A 19,588-nucleotide genomic window follows, 5' to 3' on the forward strand; every position below is an offset into this window, starting at 1 on the left:
AATGTAAACCTGTTAATTCATGATATTCAAAATAATTTTTTTAAATATTCTGATCTATTAGGAATTATACAACTTAGATGGAGTGAGAGATTTAATTATAATACAAATCATTTATGCAATTTTATTAACTGGATTTTAGGAAGGAATATTAATAGCTTAAAACTTAAAAGAATTGAAATTGAATCATTAAATTTTAATTGGGTTTTAATAGATTATGGAAGAGAATGGTTAGGTTGGGTACTTTTAGCTGAGAGATGGTTAGAAATCTCTAAAGAGAACTTATCACATAAAAAACGTGTGTTAAAAACATTTTTTATTAATTATTTAGTGAAAACACCAACTTATGGTGATGTTGAAATGTTGTTTAAAGGTACTCAAAATTGGTCGATGAATGAGAAAGATCTTATACAAAAGTTAGGTAATGTTAGTCCAGGTTCACTTAAGCATAAAAGATCATATTTTACTACATTAGTAACATTCTTGGACTGGGTCGCTGATAATGTTTTATCGAGTAAAATATTAAATCCTATAAGTAAAAATATTTTTAAGGATAATGAGCCAATTTATTTGCTAATTTCTACATTAGGTCCAATGTGGAGTGAGTGGGGAATATTAATAAAAAAATGGATGATAGATGATCCAAAGGTTAGCCATCGAAAAATAGTGTCACCGATGAAAGTATTTTTTAATTATTTAAAAAATATTGAAAAAAATAATGGCTGTATTTCAGATATATTAGATATAAATATTAATATAGGTAAAATTAATCGTGAAAAATATTACAATTATCTAAATAATTTAGGTTATACCAAGTCATCAATTAGGTTTTACGTTAAGTGGCCTAGTAAATTTTTTGATTATCTAGTTAAAAAAGAAAAGAATACCAATTATATGAATCCATTAGCTGTTACTTCGAGAACAGGTAATTTAAGAAAATGGTTTGTTCATACCCATGGCATTGAATGGAAGATTTGGTGTAACTATGCGGAGGAATGGCTATCAAATCATAAGCGAAGATCAGAACGAACCTCTATTGTTATTTTTTTTGAAAATTATTTATTAAATAGACCTTGTAAAAGTAATGTTATAAATTTCTTTCGAGGAATAGATAAATGGACAGTAACTAAAGAAGATCTTACTGATGTTCTAAAAAGTTGTACAATTCAAACCCTTAAAACTTATTTTCATAATATTAAAAAATTCACATTTTGGGTTTTTAATCGTTATTATTCTGAATTACGTTATGAAAGTATATTTCCACCATTTGGTGGAGTTTATAGAGTTTTATGTAGGGAAAAGAATAAATTCCAATGGCTAATAGATGAGTATGGTGAAAAGTGGACTGATTGGGCCAATTTAGCAAATGAGTGGGTCCTATCAAATCAGGCAAATCAAGGGCGTTATATAACTAGTTTAAGCCGTTTTTTTGAGTATTATTTGGTTTCCTTTGAAAAAAGTTATTTAATTGATAACGTTATCCTTTCAAAGGAAGGAGTATTAATTGATAAAGATTTATTTACTAAAATATTGGATGCTGTGCATGAAAGTAATACTACTCAATCAATTAATGCAGATTGTTTGAGGTTTTTTAATTGGATTATTAAAAAAAATTATATAAATTTAATAAATAGAATTTCAAACCCTTTTGGTATATTACGTCCATACGATGGTAGAACTACAGATATTGAATTTAAATGGGTTGTAAATTTATATGGTAATGAATGGGAAGAGTGGAGAGCATTAGCAGCAGGCTGGATATCTACTCATACCGGAAGTTTATCTCAAAGAATGAGATCAATTGCGATTTTTATTGAGAGTTTTCTTATTCAAATCCATCCTGGTGCTTACTCAGTAGAAAAATTACTTTCTGGTAGTTTAGAAATTTTTCCTAAAAATGAAGATTTATTTATTGCAATTAAAAACTATACAAATATTAGTATAGAGAATAATATAAATAATATTATAAATCATGTGGTTAAGTTTATTGATTGGATCCTTTTTAATCATTTTTCAGTAGAAAATAACCATGGTTTTATTGTCCCAAAATATATAAATCCTTTTGATAAAGCAAAAACACCAAAAATATGGAATGAAAGTGTACATAGCCCTTTACCGTATAACTATGTTCGTGCATTGATAAAAAAGATCTGTCCTCATGATTTCGGTAGTTTTAGAGATTGGAGTTGGGCATATTCTTCAACAAACTCAAAAATAGGCGGTGGTTGGTATGATGTTCCTAAAGAATTAATAGATTTTGATGATACTGATTGTGTTTGGCGAAAGTTGACTGTTAAAGGCAAATATCCATTTAAAAATACTGAAAAGTATCAACTATGGTCACCAGCTGCTGCTATTGGAGTACTTTTAAAGTTACATTTACCTTTAAGGACTTTTCAGGCAAGAATGCTTGATAGTGGTGAGGCTGACTATGAAAGATATGAAAAAGGCAAGTGGATAAAAAATCCAAATCAATATGCTAGGCCTAACCTATCACGGGGAGTTTTTAAAAAAATAACTGAATATAATAATAATGAAATTTATACTGGTTTTTATATTAATACCAATAAAACAGCTGATATAAATAAAATGCAGTCTGAAAAAGGATATATAATTCCTTGGGAAAACAAAATAGTTTTATATTGGCTTGAAAAGCTTCGTAACTGGCAAGAAAAATATAATCCATCACCTCATCCTATTCCTTGTACTGAATTAGATACTTCTCATTTTGGGCAAATTATTGCTGAGGAAACTTTAAAAAACATGGGTAGTATATGTTTTCTTTTACGGCATGCTGCAGCTAAGAATAAAGCCGATCGATTAAAACCTGTACTTGACAGAACGTTAAATAGTTTATGGCTAAAATTATTAATAGATTTTGAAGAAGATATTGCTAATGAAGGACAAACATTTTCAGATAGTTCAAGAATTAAATTTGTAGAAATTTCGCCTAATTCCAAAAGGAAGAGATATTTACCTTTATTTCCACTACATAGTTTACGAGTATCTTTTATTACAAGCTATTTGCAAGATGGAAAAGTTCCATTGCCTATTTTGTCGAAACTTCTTGCTGGCCATTCAAGTCTTTTAATGACTTTGTATTATGCAAAAATTAGTCCAAATCATATGCAAACTATTATTTCTAATGCACAAGATAAAATGGAAAAAAATAAAGAAGAAGATTTGAGATTATTTTTGAAGGACCATGATATTAATGAAATTAATAAAAAAATGGTATTTCAAGATAAAGTATCGATAGCTGCTATTTTGCAAGGTAGAAATATCCTAGGTTGGGAACAAAAACACCACGGAATTTGTTTAGCTGCTGGAAATACTCTTGATATACGGGATAGTTATGATAATACTAGAAATGCTGGTTGCTGGAATGGTGGTAGACCTTCTGAGATAGAGGATAAGAATCAACGTTTAAGTGAATTTGAACCAGTTCCACATGGGGCTGGAAATTGTGTAAGATGCCGTTGGTTTATCACTCATGCAAATTATATTCCCCAATTAATCGCACATTTTAACATTCTTAGCTATAAAGCAAATCTCTCTGCAGTTGCTGCTAGAAAAGCGAATGAGGCTGTGATCGAATTAGAAAAGAAAAAGCAGAATTGCTTACAAGAGAAAAAGTTATTCAATGAGGATAAAGAGTTAGAACGCTTACTTAAAGAATATAAATTAGAATTATCAGAGGCTGATGAATATTGCAAAGATATTATTGCTACACTAAATATTATTGAAAGGATAAATGCTCAAGAAAGTAATAGAGAGACTAATGATGAGAATCAAAAAGTTATTGCTGTAGGTAATAGGGAAGATGTTGAGTTTGCATTTCTAGAAACTAAATCTGAGTTACTCCATCTATGCATTCTGTGTGATGATGCTGAAATATACCCAGACTTATACAATAAATTAAATAAAACACCAGCCATTGAACGTAGAACAAGAATAATTAGTAAGATGATGTTAAAAAAGGGATATCAACCACATTACCTTTTTCTATCTGAAGAAGAACAATTTAAAGTTATAAACTCAATGATTAGAGAAATGTCTAAACATATGAATAAATTAAACAGATTTGATTCCTTTAGATTATTAGTAGAACGTTTAGAGCAAGAAAACTCAAATTCTTTTAAAGGTATATTAAATGATTTTTTGGATAAAAATGAAAATAGATTTCTAAAGCTAACAGATATTAATGATAGGGAAGAGGATTGATTATGAATGATATTAAAAAGAAAATTGAAGAGCTTCAAAATGGTAAGTCATCTAGAGTGGTGCAGTCTTTGAAAAAATTAAATGAACTCTTAGAAACACTTTTTTTAGAAGGTAATAGAAATTTTTCAATTGCTCATATTGGTCGTCTTTCCAAAGCTTCAGGAGGAGTTTCGGAGATTTCTATTAGAAACAAAAGTGGCGAGCATTATCGTCATTTAATTGAATTTTGGAAGAATAAAGCTGAATTGAAAGTAAGTATGGATCCTATTTCAGATTTGAATAAATTTGCTGATAAAGAAATAGATATAATTAATAAAAATATCGAAAATATAGCTGCAAGAAATTATATTTATACAATTATTGCTGAAAGGAATAAGTTAAGAAAAGTTGTAAAGACTCAGGAAAAGATTATAAAAGCTAATGTAACTATAACATCAAAAGATCTATGGAGTAACATTCCAATTTCCTCACCGGAGGAGAATAGTTTTAAATTAGATCTAATGGAAATCAATGTCTTAAAGGATTCTATTGAGTTCCAGTATAATCTTGTAAGAAAATTTTGGGAGATTATGAATGATGGATCAGTCCTCGATGAGCATGGAGACCAAATTTATAAAGCTGGCTATATAGATGTAATAAAAAAAATTCTTAAATTTGTTACAGACGACTGATTATATAAAAAGTTAAATTTTATATATTTTTTTAAGATATTTTAAAAAATGAATAATTATTTAAATTGTTGAAATATATAATTTAATTATTATTTTATATATTATCTATACTAGATAAAGCATCTTCTTGAGACACCTAGCTCATTTAGCAATGTAGTTAAAGGCCCTTCATTTCTCTCGAGTTGAACATTCTTTGGAAAAAGCTTTTGAGCGAAAGAAAGAATATTGGATTGAACTTCTGTTTGATGCCATTTCCCATCAACAACATGTAACATAATAGCTTTGTTGATATGTGTTTCAGAAGCGACATGTTTTAAAGTCGGTACTAAGGTTTTCAAGCTTAAATCTAATTTTCCATTAACATCGAAAATTTTAGCTTGAACCTCTTTTGAATTAATATTGACGTCAATTTTAGTCAGCCATTTTGGTAGCTGGTAACCATATACACCACGCACTCTGGCAATTTCTGTATCGACAGGTAAAGCTAAAACATGCGCATAAAAATGACGTTGACGCATTGATTTCACCAACTCTGCAATGTGTGGCCCACGAGCATTAGGTTGACGTACAACAATCGCAATCGACACTTCGTTATAAGGGTCATTATCACAAACTGAATAGTTAAAGAACGTGACGGCGACCAAGCCATAACCCGGAAATGGTTGTAATGGTGTTAAAGCAGCAGGAAGTTTTGCTTTAATGAGCTTAATTGGAGCAAGCATTAAAAGCTGTACATTTGCACTACGATAATAAAAGTTGGGTGCCCAGACAGGACCTACACGTGACTCTACAATTTTTTTAGGAATATGGCGGAAAAAATTGATGTTGCCCGCAGCAGGGTCTTGAGCGACTTCATTGAGATCAGGGTTCATTCTAAAACGGTCATAATAACCATCTTTGGGTACTTTGACTTTTTGTTGCCCAAACTCAACCTCAGTAAACTGTTGTTTTATATTCATGAGAGTTCACCTTTAATATTTAATGACCGAGTAGCTACTGTTATCCATATCCAGACATGTTAATTAATAGCCAATGTGGGCACTATAAGATTAAAGCTAACTTTAAGGTCAAGGCTTTAATTTTGATATGTCAAATCTTTGACATTTAAAAGAAATAAAATAAAAACAATTCAAGATTAAAAAGATACAAAGTTGAGTAGAGTCTTCATATAAATTTTATTCTTAAAATATGATTTAAGATGATTGACCTTAAAGTTAACTTCAAGCTTAGTATAAATATTCAAACTTTTATAACGAATCTATAAACAGTTTTCAGCAGGAGAACAAAGATGGGATATGTAACGACAAAAGACGGCGTAGAAATTTTTTATAAGGACTGGGGACCACGCGATGCCCAAGTTTTATTTTTTCATCATGGTTGGCCTTTAAGTTCAGATGATTGGGACACACAATTGCTTTTTTTCCTTAAAGAAGGCTTTCGTGTAGTTGCTCATGACAGACGTGGGCACGGGCGTTCAAGTCAAGTGTGGGATGGTCATGATATGGACCACTATGCGGATGATGTTGCAGAAGTGGTTAAACACCTGAACATTAAAAATGCAATTCACATTGGTCACTCAACGGGTGGTGGTGAAGTAGCTCACTACATTGCGCGTCATGGTGAAGAAAATGTTGCGAAAGCTGTACTTGTCAGTGCAGTACCACCGCTTATGGTTAAAACTGAAAATAATCCTGAAGGTTTACCAAAAGAGGTTTTTGATGACCTGCAAAATCAAGTTCTCACAAACCGTGCGCAATTTTTCCGTGACCTTCCATCAGGTCCGTTTTACGGTTTTAACCGACCTGATACGAAGCCATCTGAAGGCATCATTTCTAACTGGTGGCGTCAAGGCATGACAGGTAGTGCAAAAGCACATTACGATGGTATTGTGGCATTCTCACAAACCGACTTTACTGAAGATTTAAAGAAAATCACGGTTCCTGTTTTGGTATTGCATGGTGATGATGATCAGATCGTGCCTTATAAAACTTCCGGCGTCAAATCTGCTGAATTACTTCAAAACAGCCAACTCAAAATCTATCCAGGTTTTTCACATGGTATGTTAACTGTTAACCATGAAGTGATTAATGCTGACTTATTGGCTTTTATTCGCGAATAATTAAAAGCATTTAAACTTCAAAAAAAGAGGCCTAATGAGTGCCTCTTTTTTTTATATAAAAATTAATAAATTCAAAATATTAAATATAGAAATACTAAAAGGTATTGACATTAAAGTTAGCTTTAATCTTAAAGTAAAGCCATATTGAATGAGGTCATTCCAATGAAAGTGTTCGAAAAATTAGTATTTCCAAATGGCTCATATGTTCCTAACCGTATTGCTAAAGCGGCAATGGAAGAAAACATGGCTGATTTAAACCATGCACCGTCAGAAGAGTTGATGCGTCTATATCAAGCTTGGGCTAATGGTGGCGTAGGTTTAATCATTACTGGAAATGTAATGGTAGATCGTCGAGCAATGACTGGACCGGGTGGTGTCGTGCTGGAAGATGAAAAACATCTAGATACTTTCAAAAAATGGGCACAAATTGGTCGTTCAAAAGGCGCTCAGGTTTGGCTTCAAATCAATCATCCTGGTCGTCAAATGCAGTCAAATTTAGGGCAACAAACATGGGCGCCTTCAGCTGTTGCTTTAGATTTAGGAAAAATGTCAGACCGTTTTAATACGCCAATCGAAATGACTGAATCTATGATTGCAGAGGTGATTCAGCGTTTTGCAAACACTGCGCGGTTAGGTGAAAAAGCAGGTTTTACTGGTGTAGAAATTCATGCAGCGCATGGTTATTTATTAAGCCAGTTTCTTTCTCCACTGAGTAATAAACGCCAAGATCAATGGGGTGGTTCCTTAGAAAACCGCGCTCGTATCTTAATTGAAATTGTGGATGCAGTTCGTAAAGTGGTTTCACCTGAATTTACTGTGGCGGTAAAACTAAATTCAGCTGATTTTCAGCGTGGCGGGTTTAGTGCTGAAGACGCTCAACAAGTGGTTAAAATGTTAAATGAGCATGCAGTCGATTTGGTGGAGCTTTCAGGCGGTAGTTACGAAGCGCCAGCAATGCAAGGTCAAGCGCGTGATGGTCGAACACTTGCCCGTGAAGCTTACTTTTTAGAGTTTGCACAAGAAATCCGAAAAGTTTCCAAAATGCCTGTTATGGTAACAGGTGGCATACGCCGTAAGCAGGTAGCAGAGCAAGTGGTTGAAAGTGGTGTAGATATGGTCGGTATTGCTACAGCACTCGCAATTGAACCTAATTTGCCAAATGCTTGGAAACAAGGCCACAATGTCACACCAGAGCTAAAACCAATTACTTGGAAGAATAAAACACTCGCTTCACTTGCAAATATGGCTGTGGTCAAATTTCAGTTACGTAATTTAAGTTCTGGCAAAAAAACAAAACCAAATGTTTCACCAGCTTGGGCTTTAATTTTGCAACAATCAGCGATGTCATGCCGTACCCGCCAATACAAAAAAGGTATGCGTGTTTATTCATTTGCTTCTTAATAAAAGAGTAGTGTTATGACAAATCCTAACGATTCAAACTGGATAATCTATGGAGCAAATGGCTACACGGGTGAGTTAATCGCCCGTGAAGCGGTGCGTCAAGGTCTAAAACCAACTTTGGCTGGTCGTAACAAAGCCAAGGTTGAAACACTCGCTCAAGAGTTGGGGCTCAACTATAAGGCTTTTGGACTTGATAGCGTAGATGCAGTAAGTGAGCAACTCCAAGGCTTTAAACTGGTGATGCACTGTGCAGGACCATTTTCAGCGACCTCGAAACCCATGATGGAAGCTTGTATAAAAGCAGGAGCTCACTATCTCGATATTACGGGTGAAATTGCGGTATTTGAATTAGCGCAGTCACTTAACAGCCAAGCCGAAAAAGCCGATATTGTGCTTTGTCCGGGTGTTGGTTTCGATGTGATTCCGACAGACTGTGTGGCAGCTGCCTTGAAAGAAGCACTGCCAGATGCGACCCATTTAGCACTTGGTTTCGACTCAAGAACTGGACTTTCACCAGGTACGGCCAAAACAAGTATAGAAGGTATGGGTGAAGGTGGAAAAATTCGTAAAAACGGAAAAATTACTACAGTTCCATTAGCGCACTACGTCCGGACTATTGATTTTGGGGATGGTAAAAAAAGTGCTATGAGCGTTCCGTGGGGAGACGTATCTACAGCGTTCTATACAACAGGTATTCCAAACATTGAAGTGTTTGTACCCGCATTTCCCAAAATGATCATGGGTGCGAAAATGATGAACTATGTACGCCCAGTATTAAAACTAAAAGCAGTACAGAAGTTTATTAAGTCGCGTATTGAAAAAACGGTCGTTGGACCAAATGAGGAACTCCGTGCGAAAGTACCGACCTATGTTTGGGGGGAAGTAAGAAATGCACGTGGAGAACTAAAGACTGCCCGTATCCAAACTGAAAATGCGTATAGCCTTACCGTAAATGGTTCACTAACTGTGGTGAATTATTTACTCAAAAATACCGTTAAAGGTGGTACTTATACACCAGCAAAACTGATGGGTTATAAGCTAGTGACCGAACTGCCGGGTTCTGGTCCACTGATCATTACTTAAAACAAAAAGCCAATTAGAGAGTTAATCTATAATTGGCTTTTCAATTTGAATGTTTTATCAATTTATTGAGTCGTACTTAAACGTTTAACAACTGCCTCAGCAATTTCTTTACTTGACTGAGGGTTTTGTCCCGTAATAATTCTGTCGTCTGAAACTACATACGACGTAAATGGAACAAATGCTTGTTTGTAGTTTGCTCCACGTTCAATGAGTCCATTTTGTAGTGAAAACGGAACTTGAGACTTAATGCCAGACAGCGTTTCTTCAATATTTGCGAAACCAGTAACGGTTCTACCTGCAATTAAAGGTTTGCCATTTTCATCTTGCAAAGGTAATAAACCACCCACGCCGTGACATACTGCTGAAACGATCCCACCTTGGCGATAGATCTGTTCACTGATGTTCTGCAAGGCTTTATTGGTTGGGAAATCCCACATGGTGCCGTGGCCACCAGTATAATAAATGGCTTTGTACTGCGAAGGATTAATCATATTTGGAGCTAATGTTGTTTTTAACCGCTGCATAAATGCTGGATCGGCTAAGTGATCTCGTGCTGATTTGTCTAAATAAATAGACTTTAAACTACGTTCATCTAGAGGAACCTGACCGCCTAAAGGACTTACAAAATCCATATCATAGCCAGCAGCCAAAGCGACATCGTAAAAATGAGTGAGCTCGGTCAGCCAAAGTCCTGTTTTATCTGAACGGGAAGGGTAAGCCGAGTGATTGGTCATCACGACTAAAATTTTTCCATTTGCTTTAGTAGGGCTCTGAGCTTTATCTGACTCTGCGGCATGTGCCACATTGGTAGTCAAAAAAATAGCAAAAATAATTGTTAACCAACGCTGAAAATCCCAAACTTTAAACATCACAGGTTCCTCATCTATCACCTGAGATCCATCGTATGTTTAAAGTGTACTTTAAGGTCAATAGTCGTCTAAGAAATTACGGTGTTTTTGCTTTGTCGTAATAGAGGTTTATGAGTCGTTCTGCATTTTCTTCGCAAGTAATTTCATCTGGTTTGTTATTAATCGCTTCAACCATGGTTCGTAAATTTTGCTTACTCACTTTTAGTTTTTGTTCTAAAAGTTCAATTTCCTGAATTTTTGATTCAAGTGTTTGGATGAGTGCGTCATGGTTCCAAGTAGCAACTTTTGAAGGCAAGAAGGCTTTAATTTCTGCTAAAGAAAATCCAACTTGCTGGGCTTGCTGAATTAAAGAAAGTTGCTTTAAATCGTTGTCGGTATATTCACGGTAGCCATTCGATTTTCTTTTGGCTTTAGGCAAGAGTTTGATTTGCTCGTAGTAACGAATGGTAGGGGTACTTAAACCGCTTAGTTTAGATAACTCGCTAATATTCATAACCACATACTCTATTGACTTTCAAGTTAACTTTAGACTTATCGTCATGTAAAAGCAAGGTTCATAACTTTACCAAGCGCACACTTTCAGTAACAGCTTTCTATGTTTTGATAGATGAAAGATAGAATTATAAATATGGAAAAATGAGGTGAGGAAATGGCTAAACGTATATTACATGTCGTGACCAATGTTTCACGCTACAAGGATGTCGATGAACCAACAGGACTATGGCTAGGCGAGCTTACTCATGCCTATGACGAATTTGAAAAGCAAGGTTATGTACAAGATATTGTTAGTCCCAATGGCGGAAAAACACCGATTGAACCAAAATCACTAGGAGCTTTGGTTTCTGACAAATCTGTAAAAGTAAGGGAAGATGATCAAGCTTTTATGACTTTATTGGCCAATACTTTTAAACCTTCCGATATTAATTGGCAAGATTATGATGTGATTTATTACACAGGCGGTCACGGTGTTATGTGGGATTTTTTAGATAATCCTGAACTGCAAGAAATCACCAAAAATATTTATGAAAAGGGTGGCATTGTTTCGAGTGTTTGTCATGGGTATTGCGGCTTGCTCAATGTACGGCTTTCAAATGGCGAACGACTGATAAAAGACAAAAAGTTAACGGGCTTTGCATGGAGTGAAGAGGTTCTGGCAGGAGTCGCAAAAAAAGTTCCATATAATGCCGAAGAGTTAGCCAAAGAATATGGTGCACATTATGATAAGGCCTTTATTCCATTTGCACCGCACGTAGTTCAAGACGGCAATTTAATTACAGGACAAAACCCGTTTTCTGCTAAAAAAACGGCTTTAGCGATAATAGAAGAGTTAGAAAAGTCATAACTTAATGACTCAAAATAAACCTAAAAGCAAAACCAGCAACGGCTTTGCTTTTAGGGTATCTAAATAAAGTAATTTGTTCTAGAAAAACTAATATTAAGGAACAATTACAAAATCAGGGTTTGCGATTGCAAAAATTGCTTCACGATCTGCAACTGGTGGATAAATCCAGACCGTATTAATTTCTTGTTTAATTTTTTTCGCATCAATACGCACAAATTGAACTTTTCGATCCCAGCCTTCAGTATAGAGGGCGCCCCATGGGCCTAAGTCGACACAAGTCACATACTTTGGTTGGCTATAAGCATGTAATGGTAAATCAACCAATTCTGCGGCAGCATTGTAACCAGCTACACGGCCTAAGCTCATAGCGTGCTGACATGACATCACGTTAAAATTACCTAAATCGTCAGTTGGAACTTTTACCGTATCACCCGTCACAAAAATATTTTTTGCCTCAGGTGCATGTAAATAAGCATCACCTAAAATACGACCTAAATTATCTTTTACACCTGCAATTTGAGAGGTAAGCGAGTTCGCTCGCATGCCCGCAGTCCAAATGACAGTTTCTGCTTCAATTCTTTCGCCGTTAGAAAGGGTTACGCCAGAAGCATCAAGTGCAGTAACGCGTAGCCCAGCTTTACCTTCAACACCAAGTTCCTCGAGAGCTTCACGAATGACAGCCGCAGCTTCGTCACCCAAGGCTGCACCAATTTCTGCGGATGAATCGACTAAAACCACACGAATATCAGTTTCACCTAAAATGCTACGCAGACGTTCAGGCATTTCGGTAACCGTTTCAAGCCCAGTCAGGCCGCCACCAGCAACAACTACAGTATTACGAGCTGCATTTGCAGGTTTATTGGCTAAGTTCTTAAGGTGCTGGTCTAATTTTTCAGCATCTTCTAATGTACTTACGCTAAATCCATACTCGGTAAGCCCCGGTATAGGTGGCATAAATGTCGTACTTCCAGTTGCCAGAATAAAACGGTCATAGTTTAAAGTCTGTTTATCGCCTTGAGATGTGGTAATCACAAGATTTTGGGCAGCAGCATCAATTTCATTTACCCAGCCGGCTACATATTTAACGTCAACTACGCTTAATACTTCTGAAATATCAGGGTACATATTTTCAAGTACAGCTTCATAAAGGCGAGGACGAATATCCACATTTGGACTAGGGGAAACCATTACCACTTCAATGTTTTGTTCTTGCGATGCTAAGTGAATTGCCCGTTGTGCAGCAAGTGCAGCCCATAAACCAGCAAAGCCAGAACCTGCAATAATAATACGCTTACTCATTTGATTATCCTTTTGATCGATTTTTCGGACAACACATTCCAGCTCATCACAAAATTTTGGGTGAGCGAATCCATTCTCTGATTGTCCGAAAAAATCTGAGAAGGCGTTTAAAAGGATTAGGGGGAGTTTACTTTAGGGCGCGGAGCCCTATCAGCTTATTAGTCGGGTGTATCCCGTGATATTTTACTTTTTCGCATTTTTGCTGTTCTTCCTTCAATGCGTTTACTGATCCAACCATTTACATCACTAAAAAATACGTCGGGTGCATAACGGCCAAAACGGTCTGCAATATCGCCAAGTGTATGAGCACTTAAAGCGTCTCGCATGGCTTTTTCAGCCTGAAGCATGACTGCATGCACTGCGCACACACCACTGGTTGCCCAATCGGGTGGGGCATTGTTAAAGACTGCACATTTTCCACGGACTTCTTGGCATTCAAAAAGCGGTTTTTCACCCTCAATTGCATTCACGATATCTAAAAAACTAATTTCGTGCGCAGAGCGAGCCAGTAAATATCCGCCGCGAACACCTTCTTGTGCTACAACAAGTCCAGCCTTTTCAAGTTTAGGAAAAATCTTAGCCATAAAACTTGGAGAGACTCCTTGTAATTCGGCAAGATCCTTACTACTCAAAGGTTTGTCTTCATTGTTCACAAGAAAAAGAAGACAGTGAATCGCATACTCGACGCTACTAGTGATATAAGCCATTTAATTTCATAATTGATCAACTACAAACACAGACTAATGTAGTCTGTGTTTTAAGTCAACAATAAAACTAAGACAAAGTTGGTCCTAGTTTTAAGTGGGCTTTGTTAAAGTGTTAATTATTAGTCTATCTATTTGAATAATATAAATTTTAATAAAATAAAAATTTAAGAATTTATAAAAATTAATTATTTCTCTTGAGCGTAAAAATATCTAATAGTTGTTTGATGAGACAGTTCACAACTTATAAGTAAGATAGATGAAAGAGGGGATAGGCATTTATCATTTATTTATAGAGTCTTTTAAATTATATTTATATAGATTGTTTCAATTAAAATATTGAATAGCTTTAGCTGAATAAAAATATTTTTTTATATAGCATGATGAATGAATAAGAGAGTTGTTTTGAAAACTGAATTTATTATTAGATGTATTTATGCGCTTTGTCTTATAGGTGCAGGGTTCAACCATTTACAAACAGTTCTAATGTACGGTTTGTTTTGGGATTATAACAATGCACCACTATTTACCTGTATTTATTGGACATCTTTAACGTTTATTGATCCAATTGCAGCAATTCTTCTATTTTATAGGCCACGTATTGGCTTAATTCTAACTTTTCTTATTATATTTAGTGATGTCATTCACAACACTTGGATTACATTAAAAGTGGGCCGAGACTTGCTCAACTATATGTATATTTCCCAATTTTTATTTCTGGTTTTTGTTTTGTGCACAATTAAGTTCCCTTGGAAGGCACATAAGACAAGTTAAAATTTTAAGAGTGGAGAGTAAAAGCATTCTTTTACTCTCCAAATACAAATAATTGTTTCAAACTTACGAACGCCACCAATAATTTTCAACATTTGGCTCGTTTAAGTTTAAGAGTTCACCCATTTGCGGGGTACTAATTGCTAACTCGTTTTGTTGAGCCAACGCCACGATACGTTCAAACGGGTCGTCCCAAGCATGCAGTGCCAAGTCAAAAGTACCATTATGTACAGGCAGCAAATGGCGACCTTTTAAATCGATATGTGCTTGTAAAGTTTGCTCTGGCTGCATGTGAACATCGGGCCATTCAGGATCATAAGCACCTGTTTCTAACATGGTGAGATCGAAGGGACCATAACGGTATCCAATCTCTTTAAATCCATCGAAATATCCCGTGTCACCGCTAAAAAATACACGTAAGTCATTATCAATAATCACCCACGAAGCCCAAAGTGTTGCATTGCTATCGCCCATACCGCGGCCTGAAAAATGATGAGCCGGGGTAGCCACCAATTTTAATCCATCCACATGAGTAGTATCCCACCAGTCGAGCTGCTGAACCTTTTCTGCTGGAATTCCCCATTTAATGAGCGTATCACCCACACCAAGCGGTGTTAAGAAATGCTCAACTTTATCGTTAAGCTGCATGACTGCATGGTAGTCGAGGTGGTCGTAGTGGTTATGCGACAACATCACGCCTTTAATGGGTGGTAATTCGGCAATACTAATCGGTGGCTGGTGGAAACGTTTTGGTCCAAGCCATTGAAAAGGTGAGGCACGCTCCGAAAAAACAGGGTCGGTTAACCAAAATTCATCTTGCAGTTTTAACAAGATCGTTGAATGCCCCAAACGAAATAAAGAACGGTCAGGCGCACTCAAAAGTTGTTCTTTCGACAAACTTAAAACAGGAATTTCTCGGTTTGGAACGGTGTCTTTTGGTTTGTTAAAAAGAAACTTCCACATGAGTTGAAGCGTTTTGCCAAAAGAAGGCTTGTGTTGGTTTGGACGCGTATTTCTAAATTTGCCATTGTGTTGCTGAGATGACGTTAAGGGAGCAGGCAAGTCAGTTGTGTTTGAAATAGTCATTTTGTTTTTCCTTATTGGAACAAACCTATATGTACAAATAAGAACTTGGGCTAAGTACTTATTTTGATTTATTTAAATGAGTATTTACTCACTCATTAATTGCTTTAAAAATAAGGACGCCATACATCCTTACTCTTTAATCTATATTGAAACTGCATGCCAAAACGCTTCAAAACCAGATTTGCGATAACGCTCGGTTTGAGAAGGGTCTTGGGCAATAAAATTGAGTGTAACTTCGGCAAGTGCACCTAAAATTGAAGCAATAAATAACGGTGGGTAATCTCTTAGTTTGCCATCGTTAATTCTTTCTTGAATGTTTTGGGTGAGGTCACAAAAGGTTTGCATACCAATTTGTTTGCTTTGCTCGGTAATTTGTTCCGAGGTTGAAAGCTGCGCCATGACTTTACGTTTCAGAGGAGCTTTTAAACTCCAGTCTAAATAGCTTTGCCAGATATGCGACATTTGTGTTTGTAAGTCGGAGTTAGCAGAGTAACCAAGCATCATCACCTGACGTAGTTCGGCCTTTAATGAAAGATATAACTGGTTCAGCAGCTCTTCTTTACTACTAAAATAGGTAAATAAAGTACCTTCTGCCACGCCAGCAACTTTGGCAATTTTTGAGGTAGACGCACGTTCGCCAAGCTCTGCTAATGTTTCAATAGCAGCGCTTAAAATCGCATTACGTTTATCTTCACTACGAGGACGAGCCATATACAAACATATTAATTGAGTGATTACTCAATCATACATAAAAATAATGAGAGAGTAATCAAATTTTGAATAAAGCTTAATAATAAGGTGAAAAGAAATATTACGAGTCAAATTGTAAAACGACTTTCCCTTTTGATCGGCCCGTATTTACATATTGTAGCGCTTCTTTGATTTGAACAAAGCCATAGGTCTGGTCTACCACAGGTTTAATTTTTCCAGCCTCTACCAGTTCGGTAATTTTTGAGAGCTGTTGACCATTAGGCTGCATAAATAAAAATGAATAAGTAATATCGCGTTTTTTTGCTTTATGTCGAATTGACCAACTTAACATCGGGATGACACATTTTAAGAACCAGTTCGGATTAATTGCCTCTGCAAAAGCTTGGTCAGGTGGCCCTGAAATACTAATAAGACATCCACCGCGTTTAAGAACATTTACTGATTTTTCTAAGATTTTGCCACCTTGTGTATCTAAAACAACATCGTAGTCTTTAAGCTCTTGCTCAAAGTCCATTGTTTTATAGTCAATGATAATGTCAGCGCCTAGCTCTTTCACCCAACCACTGTTTTTGGCACTGGTTGTGGTCGCAACCGTAGCACCAAGAGACTTGGCAAGTTGAATTGCAATTGAACCCACACCACCTGAACCTGCATGAATAAGTACTTTTTGACCAGCTTTAACTTTTGCAATTTCAACTAGTGCTTGCCATGAAGTTAGCGCAACTAAAGGGAGAGCAGCTGCCTGATCCATCGAAATATTTTGCGGTTTAAGTGCCAGAGAAGATTCTTGAACAACGGTATATTCAGCAAATGCGCCGTTTAAATCGGTCTTGGCATAGACTTCATCTCCGACTTTAAACTGGGTAACCTTCGAACCTACTTCTACAACTGTACCTGCAAAATCATTACCCAAGATAAAAGGAAATGAAACGGGCAGAATTGCCTTAAATTCACCTTCTAAAACTCTTAAGTCTAGAGGATTAATACTGGCAGCATGCACTTTAACAAGTACTGAATTTTCGGTTAGAGAGGGTTTGGCTTGTTCATTGATTTGTACATCATCAATCTTGCCATAACGGCTTATGTAGGCTGCTTTCATTTTAAACCTCTATTTTTTAATATTTTAATTTTTGGTTCTGCACTATATCTTCATGTTTCGCTGAATTAACTTGTCAAAGACTTTGACAGGAGCAAAGCGTCGAAGAGCTTTTAAGTTTCTTGCAGTTTTACCTGCTGTATAGCGAGGTACGACGTCTTGACTGTCAATGACATTTAAAATGGTATGGGCAACTACGCTCGGGTCATCTGACTTATTAATTGAATGAATCATTTGTTTGTGTAGCTTTTCACGCGTTTTATCGTAAAAAGAAACTTTATTGTCTGCTTCGAGTAAGTTTACTCCTAAAGAAGTATTGGTATAAGCAGGTTCAATCAAAGACACACGAATACCTTGTGATCTAAGCTCATGGTCTAAAGATTCAGAATAACCTTCAAGTGCATGTTTAGACGCAGAATAAAGAGCACTAAAAGGCATAGGCACAATTCCAAGAATTGAACTGATATTTAAAATAAGTCCTGAGTTTTTCTGACGCATGTGCGGAATAACTGCGCGAGTCATTCGAACAGCACCAAAGAAGTTAGTATCAAAAATGGCCTGTGCTTGTTGCATTGAGCTTTCTTCAGCACCAGCAGGTGATATTGCAAACCCGGCATTGTTAATTAAGACATCAATTCGGCCTTCATTTGCAATTACTTTTTCAACGGCTTGAGTAACGGAATCATCTTGATTTACATCTAATTCAATCAGATGAAATTTATGCTGTGATGAGTTTTTTGCTTGGCGGCTTGTGCCATAAACAATAAATCCAGCCTCATGTAAAAGGTTTGCTGTTGCTAAACCAATACCCGAAGATGCGCCTGTAATCAGAACTACTTTACTGGTCATATGATGTTCCTTACTTAAATTTTGATGCCTGAACGAATGAATTTAGGCTTGATTTTTTCATCATAATCTAAAAATAAAATAGTTACTACTAAAAAGATAGTTACTATTTAGTCTGTTAGCTTGTTGTTAGTATTGTTTTGATAGTAACTATCTGTTTATGTTGAATATAGGCTTTAGAAAAGATTGAATATAATTTTTAAAAAATATTTAGTTTTTGATTTTTAAGAGCTTAATTTGGTAATAAAAATTCATTTTAGAAAACTGAATCTGTATAGACTGTCCGATTTAAAGCACTATAAACATAAAAAAAGCACTCCAGTTGAGTGCTTTTTTTCTATTGAGTAATTCGCTATTTTTGACTAATCGGGCGGGTACCAATTTCGGCGCCAGTCATTTGATCAATCACAATAGGCTTAATTTCAGTACCTTGTTCTGCATCAATGAAAGTCACCATTTTCTCAGGCTGTTCATAAGGTTTATATTTTCGACCCCATGCGCCAATCACAAATAAGACAGGTAGAAAATCTTTACCAGCTTGAGTTAATACATATTCTTCACGAGGAGGGTGTTCAGAATATTGTCTTTTTTCGAGCAATCCTTCATCTACTAAAACAGACAAACGTTTTGTTAGCATTGTAGGTGCAATACCCAAACTTTTACGAAACTGATCAAAACGAGTAAAGCCCGCATGAGCATCACGTAAAATCAACATACTCCATGCATCACCTAGAACAGAAAGACTTCTAGCGATGGGGCAGACTTCAAGATTGCTATTTTTACTCATATCGAATTAATAAACTCAATAGTAACTACTAAAAAAATACTAACACAAAGTGGTGAATGAAGCGAGTTTGATCGCGTAATATACGATAATACTTTTATTTCCCGAGTCAATTTTGAACGATGTCTGCACTCGGCTGATTTTCTAATAAATTGGATAAATTATTTTCAAGCCAAGTGGTTAAGTCAAAAAGTCGTTCGGAAGCTTCTCGTCCAAAGTCTGTTAATTGATAATCTACACGAGGAGGTATTTCTGCATAATCTTGACGAACGATAAAACCATCTTGCTCAAGCGTTTTTAAGGTTTGTGCCAACATTTTTTCGCTAATGCCATCAATAAGTTTTTTTAATTCACTAAAGCGCAAACGTTGATCTCGCAGTGCAACTAAAATTAAAACACTCCAACGGCTAGTGAGTGTCAACAAAATTTTCCGAGAGGGACAATCTGCTGAAAAAACGTATCCTTTCATCATGCACACCTTAATTACAAAACTTTACATTTGTTTCTAAACTTACTTTTAGGTAAGTACTTACTTTTAGTAAGTTAAGGTACTACGATGATTGAAAGATATCAACTACATCAGAT

Annotated in this window: 18 protein-coding genes; 7 read left to right on the top strand and 11 right to left on the bottom strand. The window is 35.9% G+C overall.

Features of this window, described 5'->3' with window-relative positions:
• Positions 1 to 327 precede the first annotated feature (327 nt).
• Both gmtZ and gmtX read left to right on the top strand, forming a co-directional pair.
• Positions 328 to 4,221, top strand: a complete 3,894-nt coding sequence (gene gmtZ / locus AWW73_RS18270; protein ID WP_205630317.1) for a gamma-mobile-trio integrase GmtZ — start codon at positions 328 to 330, stop codon at positions 4,219 to 4,221.
• Between the two features lie 2 nt (positions 4,222 to 4,223).
• A complete protein-coding gene (gene gmtX, locus AWW73_RS00550) occupies positions 4,224 to 4,892 on the top strand; it encodes a gamma-mobile-trio protein GmtX (protein WP_062848422.1) in 669 nt (222 codons plus the stop codon).
• A 110-nt stretch (positions 4,893 to 5,002) separates the two neighbouring features.
• On the opposite strand, the gene AWW73_RS00555 is transcribed toward gmtX, so the two are convergent.
• Positions 5,003 to 5,851 carry an acetoacetate decarboxylase family protein gene (locus tag AWW73_RS00555; RefSeq protein ID WP_062848423.1) on the bottom strand — a complete coding sequence of 283 codons (849 nt, stop codon included), beginning with the start codon at positions 5,849 to 5,851 and terminating at the stop codon, positions 5,003 to 5,005.
• A gap of 329 nt (positions 5,852 to 6,180) precedes the next feature.
• Between AWW73_RS00555 and AWW73_RS00560 the strand changes: the two genes are divergently transcribed.
• The 3 genes from AWW73_RS00560 (at position 6,181) to AWW73_RS00570 (ending at position 9,495) form a co-directional block, all read left to right on the top strand.
• The gene (locus tag AWW73_RS00560; protein ID WP_062848424.1) at positions 6,181 to 7,011 is read left to right on the top strand and encodes an alpha/beta fold hydrolase; all 831 of its coding nucleotides are present in this window, start codon (positions 6,181 to 6,183) and stop codon (positions 7,009 to 7,011) included.
• 162 nt (positions 7,012 to 7,173) lie between these two features.
• On the top strand, positions 7,174 to 8,412 hold the full coding sequence (locus AWW73_RS00565) for an NADH:flavin oxidoreductase/NADH oxidase family protein (protein ID WP_062848425.1): 1,239 nt from the start codon (positions 7,174 to 7,176) through the stop codon (positions 8,410 to 8,412).
• Positions 8,413 to 8,427: 15 nt separating this feature from the next.
• On the top strand, positions 8,428 to 9,495 hold the full coding sequence (locus tag AWW73_RS00570) for a saccharopine dehydrogenase family protein (RefSeq protein ID WP_062848426.1): 1,068 nt from the start codon (positions 8,428 to 8,430) through the stop codon (positions 9,493 to 9,495).
• Between the two features lie 62 nt (positions 9,496 to 9,557).
• Here the strand turns inward: AWW73_RS00570 and AWW73_RS00575 are convergent, their stop codons facing one another.
• Both AWW73_RS00575 and AWW73_RS00580 read right to left on the bottom strand, forming a co-directional pair.
• On the bottom strand, positions 9,558 to 10,364 hold the full coding sequence (locus AWW73_RS00575) for a type 1 glutamine amidotransferase domain-containing protein (RefSeq protein ID WP_062848427.1): 807 nt from the start codon (positions 10,362 to 10,364) through the stop codon (positions 9,558 to 9,560).
• Positions 10,365 to 10,440: 76 nt separating this feature from the next.
• Positions 10,441 to 10,857: a MerR family transcriptional regulator gene (locus AWW73_RS00580; RefSeq protein WP_062848428.1), complete on the bottom strand. Its 417-nt coding sequence runs from the start codon at positions 10,855 to 10,857 to the stop codon at positions 10,441 to 10,443.
• Between the two features lie 156 nt (positions 10,858 to 11,013).
• Between AWW73_RS00580 and AWW73_RS00585 the strand changes: the two genes are divergently transcribed.
• Positions 11,014 to 11,706, top strand: coding sequence for a type 1 glutamine amidotransferase domain-containing protein (locus AWW73_RS00585; RefSeq protein WP_062848429.1), 693 nt, complete (start codon positions 11,014 to 11,016; stop codon positions 11,704 to 11,706).
• A gap of 93 nt (positions 11,707 to 11,799) precedes the next feature.
• Here AWW73_RS00585 and AWW73_RS00590 read toward each other — a convergent pair whose 3' ends face one another.
• Positions 11,800 to 13,005, bottom strand: a complete 1,206-nt coding sequence (locus AWW73_RS00590) for an NAD(P)/FAD-dependent oxidoreductase (RefSeq protein WP_062848430.1) — start codon at positions 13,003 to 13,005, stop codon at positions 11,800 to 11,802.
• 158 nt (positions 13,006 to 13,163) lie between these two features.
• On the bottom strand, positions 13,164 to 13,712 hold the full coding sequence (locus AWW73_RS00595; RefSeq protein ID WP_062848431.1) for an RrF2 family transcriptional regulator: 549 nt from the start codon (positions 13,710 to 13,712) through the stop codon (positions 13,164 to 13,166).
• A 402-nt stretch (positions 13,713 to 14,114) separates the two neighbouring features.
• Between AWW73_RS00595 and AWW73_RS00600 the strand changes: the two genes are divergently transcribed.
• Positions 14,115 to 14,483: a hypothetical protein gene (locus AWW73_RS00600; RefSeq protein ID WP_031948407.1), complete on the top strand. Its 369-nt coding sequence runs from the start codon at positions 14,115 to 14,117 to the stop codon at positions 14,481 to 14,483.
• Positions 14,484 to 14,546: 63 nt separating this feature from the next.
• Here the strand turns inward: AWW73_RS00600 and AWW73_RS00605 are convergent, their stop codons facing one another.
• From AWW73_RS00605 to AWW73_RS00630, 6 genes are all read right to left on the bottom strand, one after another.
• Positions 14,547 to 15,566 (bottom strand): MBL fold metallo-hydrolase, encoded by a 1,020-nt coding sequence (locus tag AWW73_RS00605; RefSeq protein WP_062848433.1) that lies wholly within the window; start codon positions 15,564 to 15,566, stop codon positions 14,547 to 14,549.
• 141 nt (positions 15,567 to 15,707) lie between these two features.
• Positions 15,708 to 16,277 (bottom strand): TetR/AcrR family transcriptional regulator, encoded by a 570-nt coding sequence (locus AWW73_RS00610; protein ID WP_062848434.1) that lies wholly within the window; start codon positions 16,275 to 16,277, stop codon positions 15,708 to 15,710.
• A 100-nt stretch (positions 16,278 to 16,377) separates the two neighbouring features.
• On the bottom strand, positions 16,378 to 17,376 hold the full coding sequence (locus AWW73_RS00615; protein ID WP_062848435.1) for an NADP-dependent oxidoreductase: 999 nt from the start codon (positions 17,374 to 17,376) through the stop codon (positions 16,378 to 16,380).
• Positions 17,377 to 17,418: 42 nt separating this feature from the next.
• The gene (locus tag AWW73_RS00620) at positions 17,419 to 18,222 is read right to left on the bottom strand and encodes an oxidoreductase (protein WP_062848436.1); all 804 of its coding nucleotides are present in this window, start codon (positions 18,220 to 18,222) and stop codon (positions 17,419 to 17,421) included.
• Between the two features lie 349 nt (positions 18,223 to 18,571).
• Positions 18,572 to 19,006 carry a winged helix-turn-helix transcriptional regulator gene (locus tag AWW73_RS00625; RefSeq protein ID WP_031948403.1) on the bottom strand — a complete coding sequence of 145 codons (435 nt, stop codon included), beginning with the start codon at positions 19,004 to 19,006 and terminating at the stop codon, positions 18,572 to 18,574.
• 106 nt (positions 19,007 to 19,112) lie between these two features.
• Positions 19,113 to 19,472, bottom strand: coding sequence for a winged helix-turn-helix transcriptional regulator (locus AWW73_RS00630; RefSeq protein ID WP_057106672.1), 360 nt, complete (start codon positions 19,470 to 19,472; stop codon positions 19,113 to 19,115).
• Between the last annotated feature and the right edge of the window lie 116 nt (positions 19,473 to 19,588).

Source organism: Acinetobacter lactucae (assembly GCF_001605885.1).
Classification (GTDB): Bacteria; Pseudomonadota; Gammaproteobacteria; order Pseudomonadales; family Moraxellaceae; genus Acinetobacter; species Acinetobacter lactucae.